Here is an 18,993-nt window from a genome sequence, read left to right on the forward strand (position 1 = left end):
TTCCATTATAGACGTTTTAGTGAAATGTTTTAAAAGTATTCACCATTTCATTCAATTTAGTGACATATATCACATTATTACACGGGTTGGAAGATTACAATATAAGCAGGTAAAAAAGCAATTAAAGCAGGGCGGGTGATAGTTATGCCATGGGAAGTCCGGCAAATCATATTAGGAATTCATATATTTCTAGCAGTAAATTGGATTGGCGGGGTTATGTTCATTGGCTGGGGCGTTTTTCCATCAGTCAGAAAACTGGCATTTGCTCAGCAAAGAAAATTCTTTCTGGCACTTATGCAATGGTCACACAGACTCCTAACAGCAGCAGGCGTTGGTGTTATTTTGACAGGAATAGTACTTGGGACGATTGGTGGACCGATTAAGATTTTAGATGACATATGGCATACATCATACGGAAACATTTGGCTAACAGCACTGCTGATCGCACTTATCACTTTACTATGGGGTGTTTTTATTGGGTATAGGCAATCCATTAAGGTATTTTCAAATATTTCGCTATGGGAAAATGCGGATTCAGGTGATAAAAAGCCTCTTTCAAAAGCTCTAAGTAAAACAATACTTCTAGAATCGGTGGAGATTAGCGGCTTTATTGCGCTTATTATTTGTATGGTCTTATTATAAGAAGGAGTGGTACACATGACACAAATTGCAATGGATTTTAGATCTGATAAATATTATTACCGTTCTTCCTGGTTCCAACTCGTAAGACCAATGACACTCACTGGCACATTAACTCCTGTGCTAGTTGGAACAGGGGTAGCTGCGACACAAGGACCTATTCAGTTTGATGTGTTTTTTGCCCTGTTATTCGCAGCACTGCTAATACAAGCAGCAACAAATCTTTTCAATGATTATTATGATTTCCGGAATGGGCAGGACCAGGACAAATGGACACTTAATCATGCTGATGCCCACGGTCCGTCACATGCAGTGGTGCCTTATGCAGCAGGATCAATGCTTGGTATAACCATCATAATTGGAGCATGGCTTGCTTTTATGAGCAGTTTTTGGGTCATACTAGCAGGAATTTTAGGGATCTCTTTTGGATTTCTCTATTCAGCTGGTCCACGTCCATTATGTTCGATTGGATTAGGTGAAACAGTAGCATTTATTTTTCTTGGTCCCGTTATAACAATTCTTGGCTACAGTGTTCAAGGACATACGGTTGATATTCAGATAGCTGCAATTTCTTTGCCTTTTGCCATGCTTATCGCCTCGATGATATTAACAAATAATATTCGGGATATGGAAAAAGACAGCACCTTCCGAAAAACGCTTCCGGCAATATTAGGACGTGCCAGAGCTATCAATATACTCGTTACACTCCTCTCAATTGCTTATTTAACAGTAGTTGGTCTAGTTTTATACAACGTTATCGCTTGGCAGGCCCTCGCTGTCTTACTGGCATTGCCGCTTGCCTTTCGATTACGGTGGTCTTTGCGGCGTGGTGCTAAACGTTCTGAAGAGATTAAAGGCATGAAATGGGCAGCATGGCACCATTGGGCATTCGGCCTGCTATTTTCATGCGGGGTTTGGATCGGTTTTTTGATTAGCTGAAGAAATATATGATGAGATTCCACATTACAGCACGGGGAGGCGCGCGAGTTGCATGTGTTGTCGCACGAACATTAACCTTTTAGAAATCAGCCTAAAAAAAGACAAGGGAGTATATATCCCTTGTCTGCATTTCATTACTTTATTTTATCCGGACCACTTTTTTTATCCTTTAACAATGCTTTATAAAAAGAGAAAATCATAAGCAGCATGATTATTGAGAACGGAAATGCTGCTGAAATCAAAGCATTTTGCAAAGCTTGCAATCCTCCCGTATATAAGAGCACAGCTGCTATTGTTGATTGGGCAAATCCCCATACAAACTTAACTGTTGTTGGAGGAGATAAAGAACCATTTGTTGTTTGCATACCTAATACAAATGTAGCTGAATCCGCTGATGTAATAAAGAAAGTTCCAATTAGCATTAAGGCAATTATCGATAAGACTATACCAAATGGAATTTCTCCAAACATTCCAAACAAGGCCTGCTCATCAGGAAGCCCAGCAATATCTGCCCCTTTATTCTGTTCATCAATGCCTGTTATGCCAAATGTTGAAAACCAAAGGAAACTGACAACGGAAGGTACAAGGAGAACACCCGCCAGGAATTCCCGGATTGATCGTCCTTTCGATACACGGGCAATAAAGATTCCAACGAACGGTGCCCACGCTATCCACCATGCCCAAAAGAAAACAGTCCAGTCCAAAACCCACTGTCTCTCCTCATCATCATGGGGAGCGATGCGAAAACTCTCAGTAGGCAGTTGTTGAAGATATGCGCCAATTGTATCCGTAAATGAATTAAAAATGTACAGTGTTGGTCCCAGTATTAATGTACCAATCAATAATATCCCTGCTAACGTCATATTAGCATTACTTAAATACTTGATACCTTTGCTAAGACCTGTATACGTAGATAGCATGAACAATACAGTTACAATGAGGATAATAACAAGCTGAACCCAAAACGAACTCTCAATACCAAGGAGATAAGTTAACCCTCCATTTATCTGCGTCGCACCAAAGCCAAGAGTTGTAGCTACACCAACTATTGTGGCAAAGACGGCAATAACATCAATTAACTTTCCCCAGCCGCCTTCCATTTTATCCCCAAAAATAGGTTCAAGTGTTGCACTTATTAAACCTGGCTTTCCGTGACGAAATGTAAAATAGGCTAACACTAAAGCAATTACAGCATAGATCGCCCACGCATGGATACCATAGTGAAAAAATGTAACTCGCAGCGAATCCTCAAGCGCTTCTCTAGTACCAGGCTCCGCTGTGGGAGGGGTATTAATATAATGTGAAACAGGCGATGCTACACCATAGAATACAAGACCTATCCCCATACCAGCACTAAAAAGCATAGCAAGCCACGTGGGATAACTGAATTCCGGCTTTTCGCCCGGTTTTCCAAGTCTGATCTTGCCATAAGGGCTGAAAATTAAATATAAACAAAATAACACAAACAACGTTACAATTAATAAATAATACCAGCCAAAACTAACAGATATATAATTCATTATTGTTTTCGAGATATTTTCAAACCCTTCAGGAGCCATTACTCCCAAAAAAGACATACCTAATGTTATGGCCAATGTAATCCAAAAAACGGTAGTTACCTGTTTCATTTCAATCCCCTTTCTGCTTTCCCTTAAACACCATGTAAACACTAGTGTTAGTATCTCTGATTTTTATAGTGATATTCAGACTGAGGGTTGTTATTGGATTATATTTTTAACATATTATGAGCCATCACTTTCTTCATCTTTTGAGTTAACGCCTTCAAGATCAAGCCAAGAGAGCATTTCCCGTACAACCGTATTGATTTTTTCATTGACTGCATCATCACCAAATTTAATCTTTGCTTTTTCAATCTGGTCCACGACATTTTGGTCAAAACCTATCAGTTCAGTATCATCTTCCATTTCATTAAATAAATCAATCATAGCATCGTTCCCCTGTTGAATCTGGTCGATGGCGTCGCTATATTTTTGGTAGTCTTTTCCATTTGCCTTCATATATGTATCACCCATTACTTAGAATATCCAAAAAGTATTACAATATTAGAAGTTAGCTTAGTACATATGTCCGACCGGATTTATTCAGTCTTCTCGGCCAATTATTCAGTCTTCCTTCGATAATTATGTAGTTATTCAGTTTCCAATACTGTTTTATCAGTCTCCGATGCACATTATTCAGTACTCATCCACTTTAATTCAGTTTTCCGCCATTTTTAAGGTTAGTTAGATCTAGGCTGTAAGAAAATAACTAAAAAAAAGCAAGGGCTACATTAACTGTAAGCCTTGCTTTTGTTCTTTAAGTGCGCCCAGAGGGATTCGAACCCCCGACACTTGGTACCGGAAACCAAAGCTCTATCCTACTGAGCTATGGGCGCATATTAAAAAGTATTTTTGACACATACGATATTATAACTCCACATCCCCTTAGAAACAAGTCTTTTCATATAATCTATCCTTTTAGAATATGTATTTTAAATATTATTATTTTTGAGAAAAAAGAGAAAAACCCCAAAATGTCTGTTTTCGTTGTATACTGAAAGTTAATTCAAAACAGTCAAACTATTACAAAATATAACACAACAAAGGAGGCTACATATGACTCAGGATGCTCCACTCCTCGAAGTGAAAAATTTACATACTCATTTTTTTACCAAAGCAGGGGTTGTAAAAGCAGTAGATGGTATTGATTTTAAAGTCAACCCTGGTGAAACACTTGGTATTGTAGGAGAATCAGGTTCAGGTAAAAGTATTACAGCAATGTCTATACTTGGCTTGATCCCTTCCCCACCCGGAAAAATTGTTGAGGGTGAAATAAATTTTAAAGGCGAAAATCTGCTTAACAAATCACAAAAGCAGATGCGTAAAATTCGTGGCCCAGAGATTGCTATGGTGTTCCAGGATCCAATGACATCACTAAACCCTGTATTTACTGTTGAGAAGCAATTGCTGGAAACTATTTTAGCACACGAAAATATGTCGAAAAAACAAGCAAAAGAACGTGCACTGGAATTGCTCAATTTGGTTGGTATCCCTGACCCAGAAAATCGACTGAAAAACTATCCACATGAATTTAGTGGAGGAATGCGCCAGCGCGTAATGATTGCAATTGCATTATCGTGTAACCCTTCTCTCCTAATTGCTGACGAACCAACAACAGCGCTAGATGTGACGATTCAAGCCCAAATACTTGAGTTATTTAAACGAATGCAAAAAGAACTTAATATGGCGATTGTCATGATTACGCATGACTTAGGTGTTGTTTCTGAAGTTTGCGACCGTGTTATGGTAATGTACGCCGGCAAACCAGCCGAATTCTCAGAAACAAAACATTTATTCGAAAAGGGCAAGCACCCATATACACTGGGTCTCATGAATTCAATTCCTAAAATTACTCACGACAAACAAAAGCTTGAAGCAATTGATGGTGTTCCACCTGATTTGAGATCTCTTCCAAAGGGGTGCAGTTTTGCACCAAGATGCAAACACGTAATGGATAGCTGTCTCACTAACGATCCCGACATAAGAGAAGTTGATGATGACCATTTCGTACGTTGCTTATTATACGAGGATTCCAAAAAGGCGGTTACAACATGAGTACATTATTAGAAGTAAAAAATATAAAAAAACACTTTCCATTAAAGAACGAAAACTTTTTCTCAAGAGAAAAGCCTGTATTAAAAGCGGTTGATGGAGTTTCCTTTTCAATCGAAGCGGGCGAAACACTAGGTTTAGTCGGGGAAAGCGGATGCGGTAAATCCACCGCAGGCAGGGTTATGCTTAAACTTCTGGAACCAACTGAGGGCGAAATATTTTTTAAAGGAGAAAACATTACATCTTTTCGTGGAGAAAAGCTTCGTAAATTGCGGAAGGACATGCAAATTATTTTTCAGGATCCATATGCATCCTTGAATCCCCGTAAGACAATTGAACAAACGATTACAGAGCCTATGAAAATTTTTAATATACCTAAAGAAGAGAGGCAGAAGAAATTAAAACGACTGCTGGATGTTGTTGGTTTAAGTTCTTATCACAAGTCCCGTTATCCACACGAATTCAGTGGGGGACAACGCCAACGAATTGGTATTGCAAGATCACTGGCGCTTGAGCCTGAACTTGTCATTTGCGATGAACCCGTTTCAGCACTTGACGTATCCATTCAAGCACAGGTCATTAATTTAATGGAAGATCTGCAGGATGAATTCAACCTTACATATATTTTCATTGCACATGACCTCAGTGTTGTCCACCATATCAGTGATCGGGTAGCAGTTATGTATTTAGGTGAACTCGTTGAAATAGGTGAAGTTGCTGAGGTTTATCAAAATCCGAAGCATCCTTATACACAAGCATTATTATCGGCAGTTCCCGAAGTAAATCCAAATCAGGAAAAGCAGCGCATTATATTATCGGGTGATCTGCCTTCACCTGCAAATCCACCACAAGGCTGTAAATTTCATACACGATGTCCTTATGCAGAAGAAATTTGCCGCACCCAGGTACCAAAGCTTAAAAAAGTTTCTTCAGATGGACAAATGGCATCTTGTCACTTCGTTAAGGAGGTGGTTGAAACCTAAAGCGGAAATGCCCGTTTTGCGCCCGCGCATCGCAGGTGTATCGACCTTGCTGGGCAATGGAGCTGGACGTGGCTGCTTCGGTAATTGTTTTATTCTTTGGAACAATAGTTTCTTATTCGAGTCAATTTCATAAATAGTTATATTCATCATTTATCCGAGCGATTTTGCGAACTAGTGTTTTATGCTCGTTAATTCAAAGTACTACGATCGTTGATTGGAACGGAAGGCGGCGACTCCTGCGGGAATAGCATGAGCCTTGAGACCCCACAGTGCGTTAGCACGAGGAGGCTCAAGCCATGCCCGCGGAAAGCGTCCGCCTGCAGTGGAAATCAACAGGCCTAGCACATTTACAAATAGTTTGGATTTACTGCTTCGAATTAAGAAATTGATTTATTCTCTAAAGAATTAAAAAACCACTAGATTTGTATTTTTTATCAAAATTAATTAAAGGGGGACCTTATGTTGAAGAAGCGTAATTTATTATTGTTGTTTACTTTACTTTTTGCAGTAGTATTCTTTTTAGGAGCTTGTACAGAAGATGCTGGCACAGGCTCTTCTGATGATAATCAGTCAGAAGATGACTCTACCGATTCTTCAGATGATTCATCCGAAGATCAGGCTACCGAGGATACTGGTGATAAAACACTCGTATTTGGTCGTGGTGCTGACTCGATTCAATTAGATCCGTCAAAAGTTACTGATGGTGAGTCCATTTATGTTACCAATCAGATTTATGACACACTTGTAAGATATAAAGAAGAAAATACCGAAGTGAAACCAGCACTTGCTGAAGACTGGAATACAAGTGAAGATGGCACAGTTTGGACATTCAAACTCCGTGAAGATGTTAAGTTCCATGATGGAAACGACTTTACAGCAGAAGATGTTGTATTCAACTTCGAACGTTGGGCAACGTCTGGTGAATTTATTTACTATGGTTACATGTTCGGTGCATCAGAGGAAGATCTTGGTGGAATTATTGAAAGTGTTGAAGCAACTGGTGACTATGAAGTGACATTCACTTTATCAGAGCCAAATGCACCATTCCTTCAAACACTAGCAATGCCTCCATTTGGGATCGCAAGCCCTGCTGCTGTTGAAGAGCATGGAGAGGATTATTTTAAAAACCCTGTTGGAACTGGACCTTTCGTATTTGAGGAATGGGTTCCAGATGACAGTATTACTGTAACAAAAAATGAAGACTACTTTGGTGAAACTGCTAATGTAGATAAAGTCATTTTCCGTACAATACCAGATAATGGTGCACGTTTTCTGGAATTGCAGGCAGGCTCTATTGATTTGATGACTGGGTTAAATCCACAGGATATTGGAACTACTGAAGATGACTCAAATTTACAAATCATCCGCAGACCTTCTATGAATATTAGTTATATGGCTATGAACACTAGTAAGGAAGGTCCAATGTCAGAAAAGCTAGTTCGTCAGGCTATTAATTTAGCAATAGATAAAGAAGAGCTTTTAACATTGTACGAAGGTATTGGCAAACCAGCTAAAAACCCTATCCCGCCTTCTCTATGGGGATATAATGATGAAGTAGAAGATTATGGATACGATGTTGAGAAAGCAAAAGCATTACTAGCTGAAGCGGGCTATGCAGATGGCTTTGATATCTCACTTTATACGATGGCAAACCCGAGACCATATATGCCTCAGCCAAAAGTAACTGCACAAGCTATTCAGCAAATGCTTAAAGATATAAATGTAAACGTGAAAATTACTGAAAGTGACTGGGATACACACTTGACAGCTACCGAAAATGCCGAGCATGATATGGCATTCCTTGGCTGGACTGGTGATAATGGTGACCCTGACAACTTCATGTATGTTCTTTTAGATAAAGATAATGCAAAAGTTGGATCTGCAGGGAACATTGCATTTTATAAAAATGATGAAGTTCATGACCTATTAAAAGAAGCACAAACCGAGATGGATCAGGAAGTACGTACTGAGCTTTATATGGAAGCACAAGAGCTAATTCATGAAGATGCACCATGGTTCCCGATTGCACATACGACACCGCCACTTGCGGCTAGTCAAAATGTTACTGACTACGTTCCACATCCAACAGGCAGTGAACCATTTAATTTACTAGATATAAAACAATAGACTACTATGATTCACTCAATGTAGTTAGAAGTTATACCTGGAGACTGGTTAGTTAATACAGTCTCCGGATGTAACTTCAGGATTATAGCAATACATATTTTTTAACGGGAGGTACAACGATGCTGAAATACATTGTCCGACGACTATTCATGCTTATCCCCGTATTAATTGGCGTCTCAATCCTCACCTTTTCTCTAATTCATCTAATCCCCGGTGATCCTGCAAGAAGTATGCTTGGTGATAAAGCAACTGAAGCACAATTGGAATCCTTGCAGGAGGAATTGGGTTTAAATGATCCATATATTGTTCAATATGGGAGGTTCTTAGGTGATATTGTACAAGGTGATTTAGGGACGTCGATTCAATCTAAGGAAGATATAGCTCTCCAATTGCTACATAAATTGCCAGCGACCATTGAACTCACAATCTTTGCTATGATTTTAGCCGTCGTTGTAGGTATTGTTGCTGGTGTAATAGCAGCAGTTAAACAATATTCCTGGTTCGATAACATCAGTATGACAGGCGCTTTGTTTGGGGTTTCCATGCCCATTTTCTGGCTCGGATTAATGATGATCTTCGTCTTCTCTGTCCAGCTTCAACTCCTGCCTCCATCGGGGAGAATGTCATCAAGTATTGAATTGGAAACTATAACAAACTTCTTTTTACTAGATAGTATTCTAACCTTGAATTGGGCAGCATTTAAAGATACATTTTTCCACTTATTAATGCCTGGAATTGCTCTTGGAACAATTCCAATGGCAATTATTGCCCGCATGACACGCTCAAGCATGCTTGAGGTAATGAAGCAGGATTACATTCGTACTGCTGACGCCAAAGGACTGAAGAAGCATTTAGTTATATTCCAACATGCATTAAAAAATGCCTTTTTGCCTGTTTTGACAGTAATAGGTCTGCAGTTTGGTTTATTGCTTGGTGGTGCTGTATTAACTGAGACAATTTTTTCATGGCCTGGTGTGGGAAGATACGTATACTTGGCTGTTCTTGGACGAGATTATCCAGTTGTTCAAAGTACAATATTAATCATAGCAATTATCTTTGTCATGGTTAACTTGCTAACTGACTTACTTTATAAATACTTCGATCCAAGGATTAAATATGAATAATAGATTTCTAGTGAAAGGATGTGCATCCGATGTCATTGCAGCCAAATCCGTTACCAGACCCTAAATTAGCAGAAGCACAAGAAACGAACCAGTCAAAGTCAAGTAGCTTATGGGGTGATGCCTTTTCCCGTATTGTTAAAAGTAAGACATCATTAATTGGGTTATGTATCATACTCATTTTGATAATTACTGCCATATTTGCACCATTAATTGCAACACACAGCCCTACCGACTATGCTTCATTAACAGATCGATATCAATCGCCATCATCTGAGCATATATTAGGCACCGATGAACTTGGTCGTGATATTTTTAGCAGAATAGTTTTTGGTTCTCGAATTTCAATTCAAATCGGGGTAATAGCAGTTGGGATTTCCATGATAATCGGTGTACTTTTGGGTGGAATTGCCGGTTACTTTGGCAAATGGATTGACCAGATTATCATGCGTATAATCGACATTATGATGGCTTTTCCTAGTATTCTATTAGCTATCGCGCTAGTAGCCGTATTGGGCCCTAACCTCCGAAATGCCATGATTGCAGTTGGAATTGTAGGTATCCCTCAGTTTGCTAGGATTGTCCGTTCAGCTGTCTTATCTGTAAAAGAAACAGAGTATATCGAAGCTGCTCGAGCAATCGGGGCAAAACACGGAAGAACTTTAATGCAACATGTGCTGCCTAACTGTCTTGCACCAATAATTGTTCAAGCGACATTAAGTATCGGTACAGCTATTCTGGATGCTGCCGGACTTAGTTTTCTAGGATTAGGAGCACAACCGCCCAAACCAGAATGGGGAGCAATGTTAAGTGATGGCCGAGCAGCATTACAAAACGCGCCATGGGTAGTTGCATTCCCAGGCATGGCAATTTTTCTTGTTGTACTTGGATTCAACTTATTCGGCGACGGATTACGTGATGCGTTAGACCCAAGATTAAAGCAATAATTACAATAGTGGCAATTTGTAGTATGATAAGGTGGAGCAACTGCTTCACCTTATTTTATTTTCTAAGGGGGATATTCAAGTGTTTAAAAAATATATTCCTGTAATTGTATGTTTTTCTATTGTCATTCTTTTTACATTTAGTTCAATAGGAAAGTCACAATCAAAGCATATTAATACCTACCCCAACCTCCCAGCTCCGATCGCAGAAGAAAAAGTTCTTATCACTTCAGCCGGACAGGCTACAGAGAGCAGCATTATGTTAAGTATTGCAGATAACCTTAATTTAGAAGCAGATTATCGCCCCAGGGCTCTAGGAACAGATTTATATGATTATAAAAGTGTTGTCATTATACTTGGATTTAGTGCTAACGGACTCTCGCATACTAACAGATCCTTTCAGGAAGAATTGACTCGAACAAAACAACTGGTTAAGGAGGCGAGGTTAGAAAACTTACCTATTATTCTTGTAAATATATCAGGTGTATTTCGTGATAATGCTCAAACATGGCAATTATTTGAACATACTGCTCCATTCGCTGATTATTTTATCGGGTTAAAAAATATGAAAAAAACGGATAGTTCTATACGGATGCTGCGGGAAAATTCAGTGCCAGTTACCCTAGTGACTGAATTAGACGATCTGCATACCCCGTTTAATTCTGTATTCCGTTAATTTGCTGTCAGAAAGGCTGAAATCAGATGACTAATAGAAAAAGCTACTTATTTATCGGATGTTTGGGCTTGTTGTTGGTTACATATGGTGAGATTCTTCCCCCATTTCTTGATGACTGGTCATTATTCATTGTTGATAGCATTAATGAAAGCATCATAAAGCCTGACAGTGGATTACTTTTAATTACATCTTTTGCTTATATTGCCAGATATCTTCTGGTTTTCTTTCTGATTTACTTTGGCTCTATGTTAATAGCTCATGCACTTTCAAAAGATTTGGATTCCATAGCTTTTTCGGTAACGTTTATTGGGGTTGTTTTATTAACGTTATCTTTATACAGTCAATTTTACCTCGAGCATTTTTCGTATCTTGGTCATATTTTTTCAATAGGAATTATTGTACTTCTGCAATTATACATACCTAAACACAAGCACTTTCACTTTATATTTTCTATTATCCTATTTCTGGTATTACTAGCGGTACAATGGCTACATCTCATTCCAGCACTTACAGAGTTTGGGTTTGGAGCAAATGACATAGCTGCAAGTATTAAAATAGCCGATAATTTCTTAACTGGTAATAGCCTTTTTAATACGATTGCAACAATTTTCTTTATCGCGTTCCTTACAATTGCTATAATTTTTACTTTTTTAATACACCTAGTAAACAAACAAACTCATACACTCAAAAAATATCAGGTTCAAGAAGAAGAACTAAAGGAAACACGAACAGCTTTAGTAGAATCAAAGGTTTATGAAGAGATAAATATGCTGGTACACGATCTTAAAACACCACTCGTAACAGTCGAAGGACTAATCTCCCTAATCACCATGAAAATGCAACCGATAGACGGGTCTCCTTTGTATAATTATTTTACAAGAATGGATCATTCGGTTGAAAAAATGAAAGACATGATTACAGAAATCCTTTATGAAAATATTAAACAGAAGCTCTCCGTAAAGGAATTGCTTGAATACGTAACAAGTCATCTGAGTTTGGATGAACAGCTTGTACATATGGAGGTTGAAATTGAAGACAACCTCCCTTCTATTCAAGTAAATAAAATTCGCTTTTCCCGTGCAATATCAAATATTTTGGAAAATGCAATAAGTTCATTTGAAGGAAAAAAAGGATTTATACATATCAATGTCAAAAGTATAGATAATGGTATTTTGTTTCGAATTCAAGACAATGGTCCAGGGATAAAAGAAGAGCATATAAAAGATATTTGGCTAGATGGCTTCAGCACGAAAAATTCATCCGGGATTGGTCTCTCCTTTGTAAAACGAGTTGTAGAGAATCACAGTGGTACTATAACGGTCAAAAGTATACCAGGCAGCCATACCCAAATGAACATCACTCTGCCAACACTAAAAGTAGGTGACGAAATCGATGAGCATTACCATATTAATAGTTGATGATAATGAAGACATTCGCTTTACACTAAAAGAAATATGTGCGTATGCTGGATGGAGTGTAGTAGAAGCATCTACGGGAAAGCAGGCTATCGAACTATTCAAGACGATAGAACCTGACCTAGTTTTACTTGATTATCATATGCCTGATTGGGATGGTCTTAAAACAACAAAAGAATTGCGAAAACATAATACTAGAATTCCGATAATCATTTTAACGGTTGATGAACGGCAAGAAATTGCAAATACCTTTTTACATGCTGAGGCAACTGATTTTGCATTAAAGCCAATTAAAGCACCAGATCTAATTTCAAGAATTCGAATCAACTTAAAGGTTGGAAAATTAATTGGTGATAAAGATAACGTGTTTGTTGAAAAAGGAATTAGCCAATCTACATTAAATTCGATAAAAAGCTTTCTGATTCAGCAAGACACGCCCTCATCCATTAATGAAATTCAACAATCATTACCCATCGCCTATCAAACAGTACACCGTTATCTAAACTATCTAGAAAGCAAAGGCGAGGTTGAAGCTATCTCACAATACGGTAAGCAAGGGCGCCCAAAAAATAAGTATAAACTTGTTTAACTGAAACGTTTATATTCTATTGTAAAGGGAAAGATGGGGACAGAGATTTAATTGCAAAACTTGTGGAACGTTTTTGTTTGACCTTTTTTGACCTATTAGTTATGATAAAAATATCCAACATTTATGGATGAATACGAGATGAAATGAGGAGGATTTTCACATGAATTTAATACCTACAGTTATTGAACAAACAAACCGTGGAGAACGCGCATATGATATCTATTCACGTTTATTAAAAGATCGCATTATTATGCTTGGCAGTGGGATTGATGACAATGTCGCAAACTCAATCGTTGCACAGCTACTTTTCCTAGAAGCGGACGACCCGGATAAGGATATCTCATTATACATTAATTCACCAGGAGGATCTATTACTGCCGGTATGGCAATTTATGATACAATGCAGTTCATTAAGCCTAATGTTTCAACAATCTGCACTGGTATGGCTGCATCAATGGGGGCATTCCTGCTAGCAGCTGGTGAAAAAGGTAAACGTTATGCACTTCCAAATAGTGAAGTAATGATCCATCAGCCATTAGGTGGAACCCAAGGTCAAGCAACAGATATCGAAATTCACGCAAAACGAATTGTTGAAATGAAACGAAAAATGAATCAAATTCTTGCTGAACGCACAGGTCAGTCAATTGAAGTTGTTGAACGTGATACAGATCGTGATAATTTCATGTCAGCTGAGAAGTCTGTGGAATATGGCTTGATTGATAAGATTTTGGAAAGAAACACAGATAAAAAATAAATTAAAAAAAGAGGTTATCCATTTCATTTTGGGATAACCTCTTTTTTTGACTTTAATAGTAGTCTTGGTAACCTATCTTTCATTCTATGTTTTTGAAACAAATGCAGTTAAATGATTTAATGCTATCTCTTCATCTGCACCTTCTGCAAGTAACGTAATAGTCTCTCCAGAAGTAATAGCTAAGCTCATCAAGCCCATAATACTTTTCGCATTAACCCGCTTACCATTCTTTTCAAGAAATAAATGTGCTGAATAGCGATTAGCTTCCTGAACGAATTGGGCGGCTGGTCTGGCCTGTAGCCCCGCATCTAGCTCAACTTTCACCGATTTCTCAACCAAATCCCTCATCCTCCTCAATTGAAATCGTTTTCAATTTTTGTTAAAAAACTTGGCATTTGCTATGCTTTTGGCAAATGCCTTAGTTGCACTTATGCCGTTGAGAAAGTAATCATAGTTCTTAACGGCTAAAAAGACAGCAGCATAGTAAATTTCTCTTTATCTAACTGCCAATGTCTCCAAAATAGTATTATATTGATGGTTAGTATATCATACTGCGAATTGTTCTGTAACTTATTCACTCATTCCGAAAACGTACCATCATGTTGAATTTTTTCAGCGAACTCATCTATCTTTTTTAGACGGTGGTTAACACCGGACTTAGATATTTTTCCACTTGAAACCTGTTCTCCCAGTTCTTTTAGAGAGATATCTTGATGCTGAACACGTAATACCGCAATTTCACGTAGTTTTTCTGGAAGAGCGTCAAGTCCGACTTCCCTTTCAATTAATTTTATATTTTCGATTTGACGAAATGCCGCCCCTATTGTTTTATTCAAATTTGCAGTTTCACAATTAACGAGTCTGTTAACGGAATTTCGCATATCTCGGACAATCCGAACATCTTCAAACTTAAATAGCGCATTATGAGCGCCAATAATACTTAAAAACTCTGTGATCTTTTCTGCTTCCTTCAAATATGCTATATAGCCTTTTTTACGTTCAAGTTCTCTAGCCCGAAGTTTGAAATCATTTAGCAAATCACAAAGTGCAGCATTGTGCTCCTGATACGAATTAAAAATCTCTAAATGGTAAGAGGAAGTTTCCGGATTATTAATGGAACCTCCTGCCAAAAAGGCACCTCGCAAGTAGGACCTTTTACAACAATCTTTTTTCAAGTATTTAGCTGGAATTGTTCGTACAAATGAATGAGAATCTTTTAATATACCCAAATCGTACAAAAGATCCTGTACTTCTTCTTTCATACGTACAATATAAACGTTATTCTTTTTCAGTTTCATTTTCTTACGTACTAACAATTCTACCGGAATAGAATATAATGATTTAATCAACGTATAAATACGGCGTGCAATTGCAGCATTTTCGGTTTGGACATCAATTGTGTAACTTTGCCTTGACATGGATATTGCGCCATTCATGCGCACCAAAGCAGCAAGCTCTGAGTACTTACAGCATGTATCCAACTCGATTCCTGTCAGTTCTTTTTTAATTTCCGATGCAAATGACAACCCCACACCTCCTCGTTAGACCGGCTTATGATTTATTAATTATCGAATAAAGTAATTCAGCTATCTTATGTGTATCATGACGTAAAGCAGTTCTGGATGGATTAATTATATCACTTTCAATAATCTGCAGTCCCATCTCCAGTAGACGATCAGTATCATAAACAACAGGTGCTGCATTTTCTTCTGCATATACATCACGTACACTTTCGTTAATTGGTTCATTATGCACGACAATCGAATCGATGCAATGACCAACGTGCTCATGAATTGCCTGCACATGATCTGCAGCACTGTAACCGGTAGTTTCTCCAGCCTGGGTCATCACATTGCAGACATATACAACTTTACCTTTAGATTGTTGAATCGCTACATCAATTTGCGGAATAATCATGTTTGGCAAAATACTGGTATACAGGCTTCCAGGTGCAATTACGATTAAATCAGCCTTTTCTAATGCTCGTACGGCATTTGGAAGTGGCTGCACCGGTTGAGGGCTTAAAAAAACACGATTTATCTTCTTATTAGCTAATGGGATATTGGACTCTCCTGAAACGACCATTCCGTCAGTCATTTTTGCATGCAATGACATACTTTCATTAGAAATTGGATAAATTTTCCCTTTCACATTTAATACACGTGATATTTCTTTAATACCCGTATAGAAGTTCCCTGTAATAGACGTCATTGCTGCCAAGAGTAAATTCCCCATTGAATGACCTGAAAGACCATTCCCCATCGTAAATCGATGTTGAAATAACTCCAACAGCATAGGCTCGGCATCAGACAATGCCGCGATTACATTCCGAATATCTCCAGGTGCAGGAATTGCCATTTCGTTACGCAATCTTCCAGTACTTCCACCATCATCAGCTACTGTCACAAGTGCTGTTAAATGTATAGGTAAATTCTTCAATCCCCTTAAAAGGACAGGCATACCCGTGCCACCACCAATTACAACGACTCTTGGATGTTGACTATCGCTCATATTAATGTCCCTTTCTTTTGTCGATATCTCGATGACTAATATGGGTAATGTAATTGGAAGAAAGCTGTTTGGCAAAGTATTCAGCTATTGCGACCGACCGATGTTGTCCACCAGTACAGCCAATTGCTACAACAAGCTGAGACTTACCTTCCTTTTTATATTGAGGAAGCATAAACTCTAGTAAGTCCAGTACTTTTTCATTAAACTTCTTGGTATCTCCCCACTTGAAGACATAGGATGAAACTTCCGGATTCAGTCCTGTTAACGGCTGCATATGTGCCACGTAGTGCGGGTTCGGCAAAAACCGTACATCAAATACTAAATCCGCATCAATTGGAACACCATATTTAAATCCAAAAGAGACCATATGGACGGAGAAAATTTCTTGCTTATCTTCTGTATATGCTTTCAGTATTTTGTCACGCAATGCTTTCGGCTTCAAATTACTCGTATCGATTATACGTTGCGCTCTTCCCCTTAATTCATCTAGAATTTTTCGTTCCTGCTGAATCCCATTAAGCGGTAATCCTCCAACAGCTAGTGGATGTGAACGCCTCGTTTCTTTATATCTTGTTACCAATGATTCATCCTGGGCATCTAGAAATAGAATATGTTCGTCGAGCCAATCTTCTTTACCTAAAATATCCAGTGCTTCAAATAATGAATCAAAAAACTCCCGACCACGCAGATCCATTACAAGTGCCACTTTATGAATATTGTTTGTAGAATCTTTCATGAGCTCTAAAAATTTTGGAAGTAAAGCGGGAGGCAAGTTATCTACACAGTAATACCCCAAATCTTCAAAGCTGTGAACTGCGACCGTCTTTCCTGCCCCCGACATTCCAGTTATAACAACTAACTTTGTTTCTTGTTCATTATTCGACATTACGTATTTCTCCCCTCAAGGTCTGGTTGGATCAAGGCGTAATTTAATCAGCTCATAATTTTCAGTATACGAAAAAGATCCATATAACATTGCTTCTGAGGACAGTACATGCTCAAAAATCTTCCTATCCCCTTCAGCCATTGGTAAGTATTTAATATTATCTAACGCAACCCATTCCAATTCTCCCTCATTACAATGTTCCGTCAATTCACCAGTGAAATCCTTGCAAATAAATGTAAACATCATCCACTCATGAACAACAGAGTTATCGTTAAAAACCGAGAATGTGAATGCGCCAGCTAATGATGGCTTTATCAATTGAAGTTCAGTTTCCTCCTGATACTCCCGAACTACTGATTCCTTAATGGATTCACCTTGTTCCATCTTACCACCAGGTATTGCGTACCAACCTCGACGTGGTTTTTTTAATAATAAAACTTTCTCTTTATCTAATAATATGCAATTTGTTACACGTTGCATTCCTAATTCACCCCAATCGTTAAGAGGAATTCGTCCATACCATCCCTATTATACAATGAATAAATAAAAACCAACAAGGAAATGAATTCTATTCGACACGTTTGGACAAGTATTTACAAAAACTCTTTATCATTAGAATTACTCGACTTGTCGCTAAGTACAAAAAAAGGCGCAGGTGAAAGTTCACCTGCGCAATAAACTAATTTATCTATTAAAAGGGGGTCAATTAGTTAACTACATTGTAACTGATAAATATTTCGTGCGTGTTACAACAGCGTTAAGAAGTAATTACTTTCTGAAAAGTTACTTTTTACAATTGCCATGTCAGGATTTTGTCGCTTTTAATTCTTCCATTAATTCTTCAATATATTTCTGTGCAGATTCAGCAGCAATACTTCCATCACCAGTCGCAGTCACAATTTGTCGAAGTGTTTTCTCACGGATATCTCCTGCAGCAAAAACGCCTGGAATTGATGTTTCCATATGCTCATTTGTTGGTACATATCCTTCTTCATTTGTGATACCGATTGATTTAAATGGTTCACTCAACGGTACCATGCCGATATAGATAAAGACACCGTCAATTGGATAATCATATTCCTCACCAGTCTTATTATTAACTAATGAAACACTGCTAACTTTCCCATCTGGGCCATTAATCTTTTCTGCTTCTGTATCCCAGATAAAGTCAATTTTATCGTTATCAAATGCACGTTGCTGAATGATCTTTTGCGCACGAAGTTCATCACGGCGGTGTACAACTGTTACTTTGTCAGCAAACCGTGTAAGATAGATCCCCTCTTCAACAGCAGAGTCACCACCACCGATTACGACAAGATTCTTCTGCTTGAAAAAGGCACCATCACATACTGCACAATAAGAAACACCACGTCCACCTAATTCATCTTCTCCAGGAATGCCTAGCTTCTTAAATTGAGCACCAGTCGTTATTATCAGAGTTCTTGTATTATATTCTTTTTTTCCGGCAATTACAGTTTTGTAATCACCATGATCTACAACATCTTTAATATCACCATACGCATATTCTGCACCAAATTTTTTGGCATGTTCAAACATTTTATTTGATAAATCCGGTCCTAATACATGTTCAAAACCAGGAAAGTTTTCAACATCTTCGGTATTTGCCATTTGGCCACCCGGAATTCCTCTTTCAATCATTAACGTGTCCAGATTCGCACGTGATGCATAAACTGCTGCCGTCATGCCAGCAGGTCCAGCACCCGCAATAATCACATCATACATACGCTCTTCGGACATTAAAATCAGCCCTTTCTTCACTATTATATTTAAGCCACAT

The 18,993-nt window shown here is 38.3% G+C and carries 19 protein-coding genes and 1 tRNA gene; 11 read left to right on the plus strand and 9 right to left on the minus strand.

Annotated elements, in window-relative coordinates; genetic code table 11:
• Positions 1-144 precede the first annotated feature (144 nt).
• Both J2Z82_RS04065 and J2Z82_RS04070 read left to right on the plus strand, forming a co-directional pair.
• A complete protein-coding gene (locus tag J2Z82_RS04065; RefSeq protein ID WP_209479514.1) occupies positions 145-642 on the plus strand; it encodes a hypothetical protein in 498 nt (165 codons plus the stop codon).
• Between the two features lie 15 nt (positions 643-657).
• Positions 658-1,578 (plus strand): prenyltransferase, encoded by a 921-nt coding sequence (locus J2Z82_RS04070; protein ID WP_245251092.1) that lies wholly within the window; start codon positions 658-660, stop codon positions 1,576-1,578.
• A gap of 134 nt (positions 1,579-1,712) precedes the next feature.
• Here the strand turns inward: J2Z82_RS04070 and J2Z82_RS04075 are convergent, their stop codons facing one another.
• The 3 genes from J2Z82_RS04075 to J2Z82_RS04085 all read right to left on the minus strand — a co-directional run bounded on the left by J2Z82_RS04075 (position 1,713) and on the right by J2Z82_RS04085 (position 3,973).
• Positions 1,713-3,206, minus strand: a complete 1,494-nt coding sequence (locus tag J2Z82_RS04075; RefSeq protein WP_209479515.1) for a BCCT family transporter — start codon at positions 3,204-3,206, stop codon at positions 1,713-1,715.
• 114 nt (positions 3,207-3,320) lie between these two features.
• On the minus strand, positions 3,321-3,596 hold the full coding sequence (locus J2Z82_RS04080) for an atypical membrane-integrating protein (Mistic protein) (RefSeq protein WP_209479516.1): 276 nt from the start codon (positions 3,594-3,596) through the stop codon (positions 3,321-3,323).
• A gap of 303 nt (positions 3,597-3,899) precedes the next feature.
• Positions 3,900-3,973 (minus strand) — tRNA-Arg (locus tag J2Z82_RS04085).
• 220 nt (positions 3,974-4,193) lie between these two features.
• On the opposite strand from J2Z82_RS04085, the gene J2Z82_RS04090 reads away from it, so the two are divergent.
• The 9 genes from J2Z82_RS04090 (at position 4,194) to clpP (ending at position 13,798) form a co-directional block, all read left to right on the plus strand.
• Entirely contained in the window at positions 4,194-5,192 is a 999-nt protein-coding gene (locus J2Z82_RS04090; protein WP_209479517.1) for an ABC transporter ATP-binding protein, read from the plus strand.
• Complete coding sequence (locus J2Z82_RS04095; protein WP_209479518.1) at positions 5,189-6,172, plus strand: ABC transporter ATP-binding protein; 984 nt, start codon at positions 5,189-5,191, stop codon at positions 6,170-6,172. The genes J2Z82_RS04090 and J2Z82_RS04095 overlap by 4 nt, the downstream gene beginning before the upstream one ends.
• A gap of 459 nt (positions 6,173-6,631) precedes the next feature.
• Entirely contained in the window at positions 6,632-8,299 is a 1,668-nt protein-coding gene (locus J2Z82_RS04100; RefSeq protein WP_209479519.1) for an ABC transporter substrate-binding protein, read from the plus strand.
• Positions 8,300-8,418: 119 nt separating this feature from the next.
• Positions 8,419-9,423, plus strand: coding sequence for an ABC transporter permease (locus J2Z82_RS04105; protein WP_092492022.1), 1,005 nt, complete (start codon positions 8,419-8,421; stop codon positions 9,421-9,423).
• A gap of 29 nt (positions 9,424-9,452) precedes the next feature.
• Positions 9,453-10,367, plus strand: coding sequence for a nickel transporter permease (gene nikC, locus J2Z82_RS04110; RefSeq protein WP_209479520.1), 915 nt, complete (start codon positions 9,453-9,455; stop codon positions 10,365-10,367).
• Positions 10,368-10,446: 79 nt separating this feature from the next.
• Positions 10,447-11,040 (plus strand): DUF6305 family protein, encoded by a 594-nt coding sequence (locus tag J2Z82_RS04115; RefSeq protein ID WP_209479521.1) that lies wholly within the window; start codon positions 10,447-10,449, stop codon positions 11,038-11,040.
• A 26-nt stretch (positions 11,041-11,066) separates the two neighbouring features.
• Positions 11,067-12,458 (plus strand): sensor histidine kinase, encoded by a 1,392-nt coding sequence (locus J2Z82_RS04120; RefSeq protein WP_209479522.1) that lies wholly within the window; start codon positions 11,067-11,069, stop codon positions 12,456-12,458.
• Positions 12,433-13,044: a response regulator gene (locus J2Z82_RS04125; protein WP_209479523.1), complete on the plus strand. Its 612-nt coding sequence runs from the start codon at positions 12,433-12,435 to the stop codon at positions 13,042-13,044. The genes J2Z82_RS04120 and J2Z82_RS04125 overlap by 26 nt, the downstream gene beginning before the upstream one ends.
• A 160-nt stretch (positions 13,045-13,204) precedes the next feature.
• A complete protein-coding gene (gene clpP, locus J2Z82_RS04130) occupies positions 13,205-13,798 on the plus strand; it encodes an ATP-dependent Clp endopeptidase proteolytic subunit ClpP (protein WP_209479524.1) in 594 nt (197 codons plus the stop codon).
• 84 nt (positions 13,799-13,882) lie between these two features.
• Here the strand turns inward: clpP and J2Z82_RS04135 are convergent, their stop codons facing one another.
• The 6 genes from J2Z82_RS04135 to trxB all read right to left on the minus strand — a co-directional run bounded on the left by J2Z82_RS04135 (position 13,883) and on the right by trxB (position 18,953).
• A complete protein-coding gene (locus J2Z82_RS04135) occupies positions 13,883-14,137 on the minus strand; it encodes an HPr family phosphocarrier protein (RefSeq protein ID WP_092492017.1) in 255 nt (84 codons plus the stop codon).
• Between the two features lie 239 nt (positions 14,138-14,376).
• Positions 14,377-15,324: a DNA-binding protein WhiA gene (gene whiA, locus J2Z82_RS04140; RefSeq protein WP_209479525.1), complete on the minus strand. Its 948-nt coding sequence runs from the start codon at positions 15,322-15,324 to the stop codon at positions 14,377-14,379.
• 25 nt (positions 15,325-15,349) lie between these two features.
• A complete protein-coding gene (locus J2Z82_RS04145; protein ID WP_209479526.1) occupies positions 15,350-16,309 on the minus strand; it encodes a gluconeogenesis factor YvcK family protein in 960 nt (319 codons plus the stop codon).
• A gap of 1 nt (position 16,310) precedes the next feature.
• Complete coding sequence (rapZ, locus tag J2Z82_RS04150) at positions 16,311-17,195, minus strand: RNase adapter RapZ (RefSeq protein ID WP_209479527.1); 885 nt, start codon at positions 17,193-17,195, stop codon at positions 16,311-16,313.
• Between the two features lie 15 nt (positions 17,196-17,210).
• Complete coding sequence (locus tag J2Z82_RS04155; protein WP_209479528.1) at positions 17,211-17,675, minus strand: NUDIX hydrolase; 465 nt, start codon at positions 17,673-17,675, stop codon at positions 17,211-17,213.
• A gap of 324 nt (positions 17,676-17,999) precedes the next feature.
• Positions 18,000-18,953: a thioredoxin-disulfide reductase gene (gene trxB / locus J2Z82_RS04160; RefSeq protein ID WP_209479529.1), complete on the minus strand. Its 954-nt coding sequence runs from the start codon at positions 18,951-18,953 to the stop codon at positions 18,000-18,002.
• Between the last annotated feature and the right edge of the window lie 40 nt (positions 18,954-18,993).

This window comes from Virgibacillus litoralis (assembly GCF_017873675.1).
GTDB lineage: Bacteria > Bacillota > Bacilli > Bacillales > Amphibacillaceae > Lentibacillus > Lentibacillus litoralis.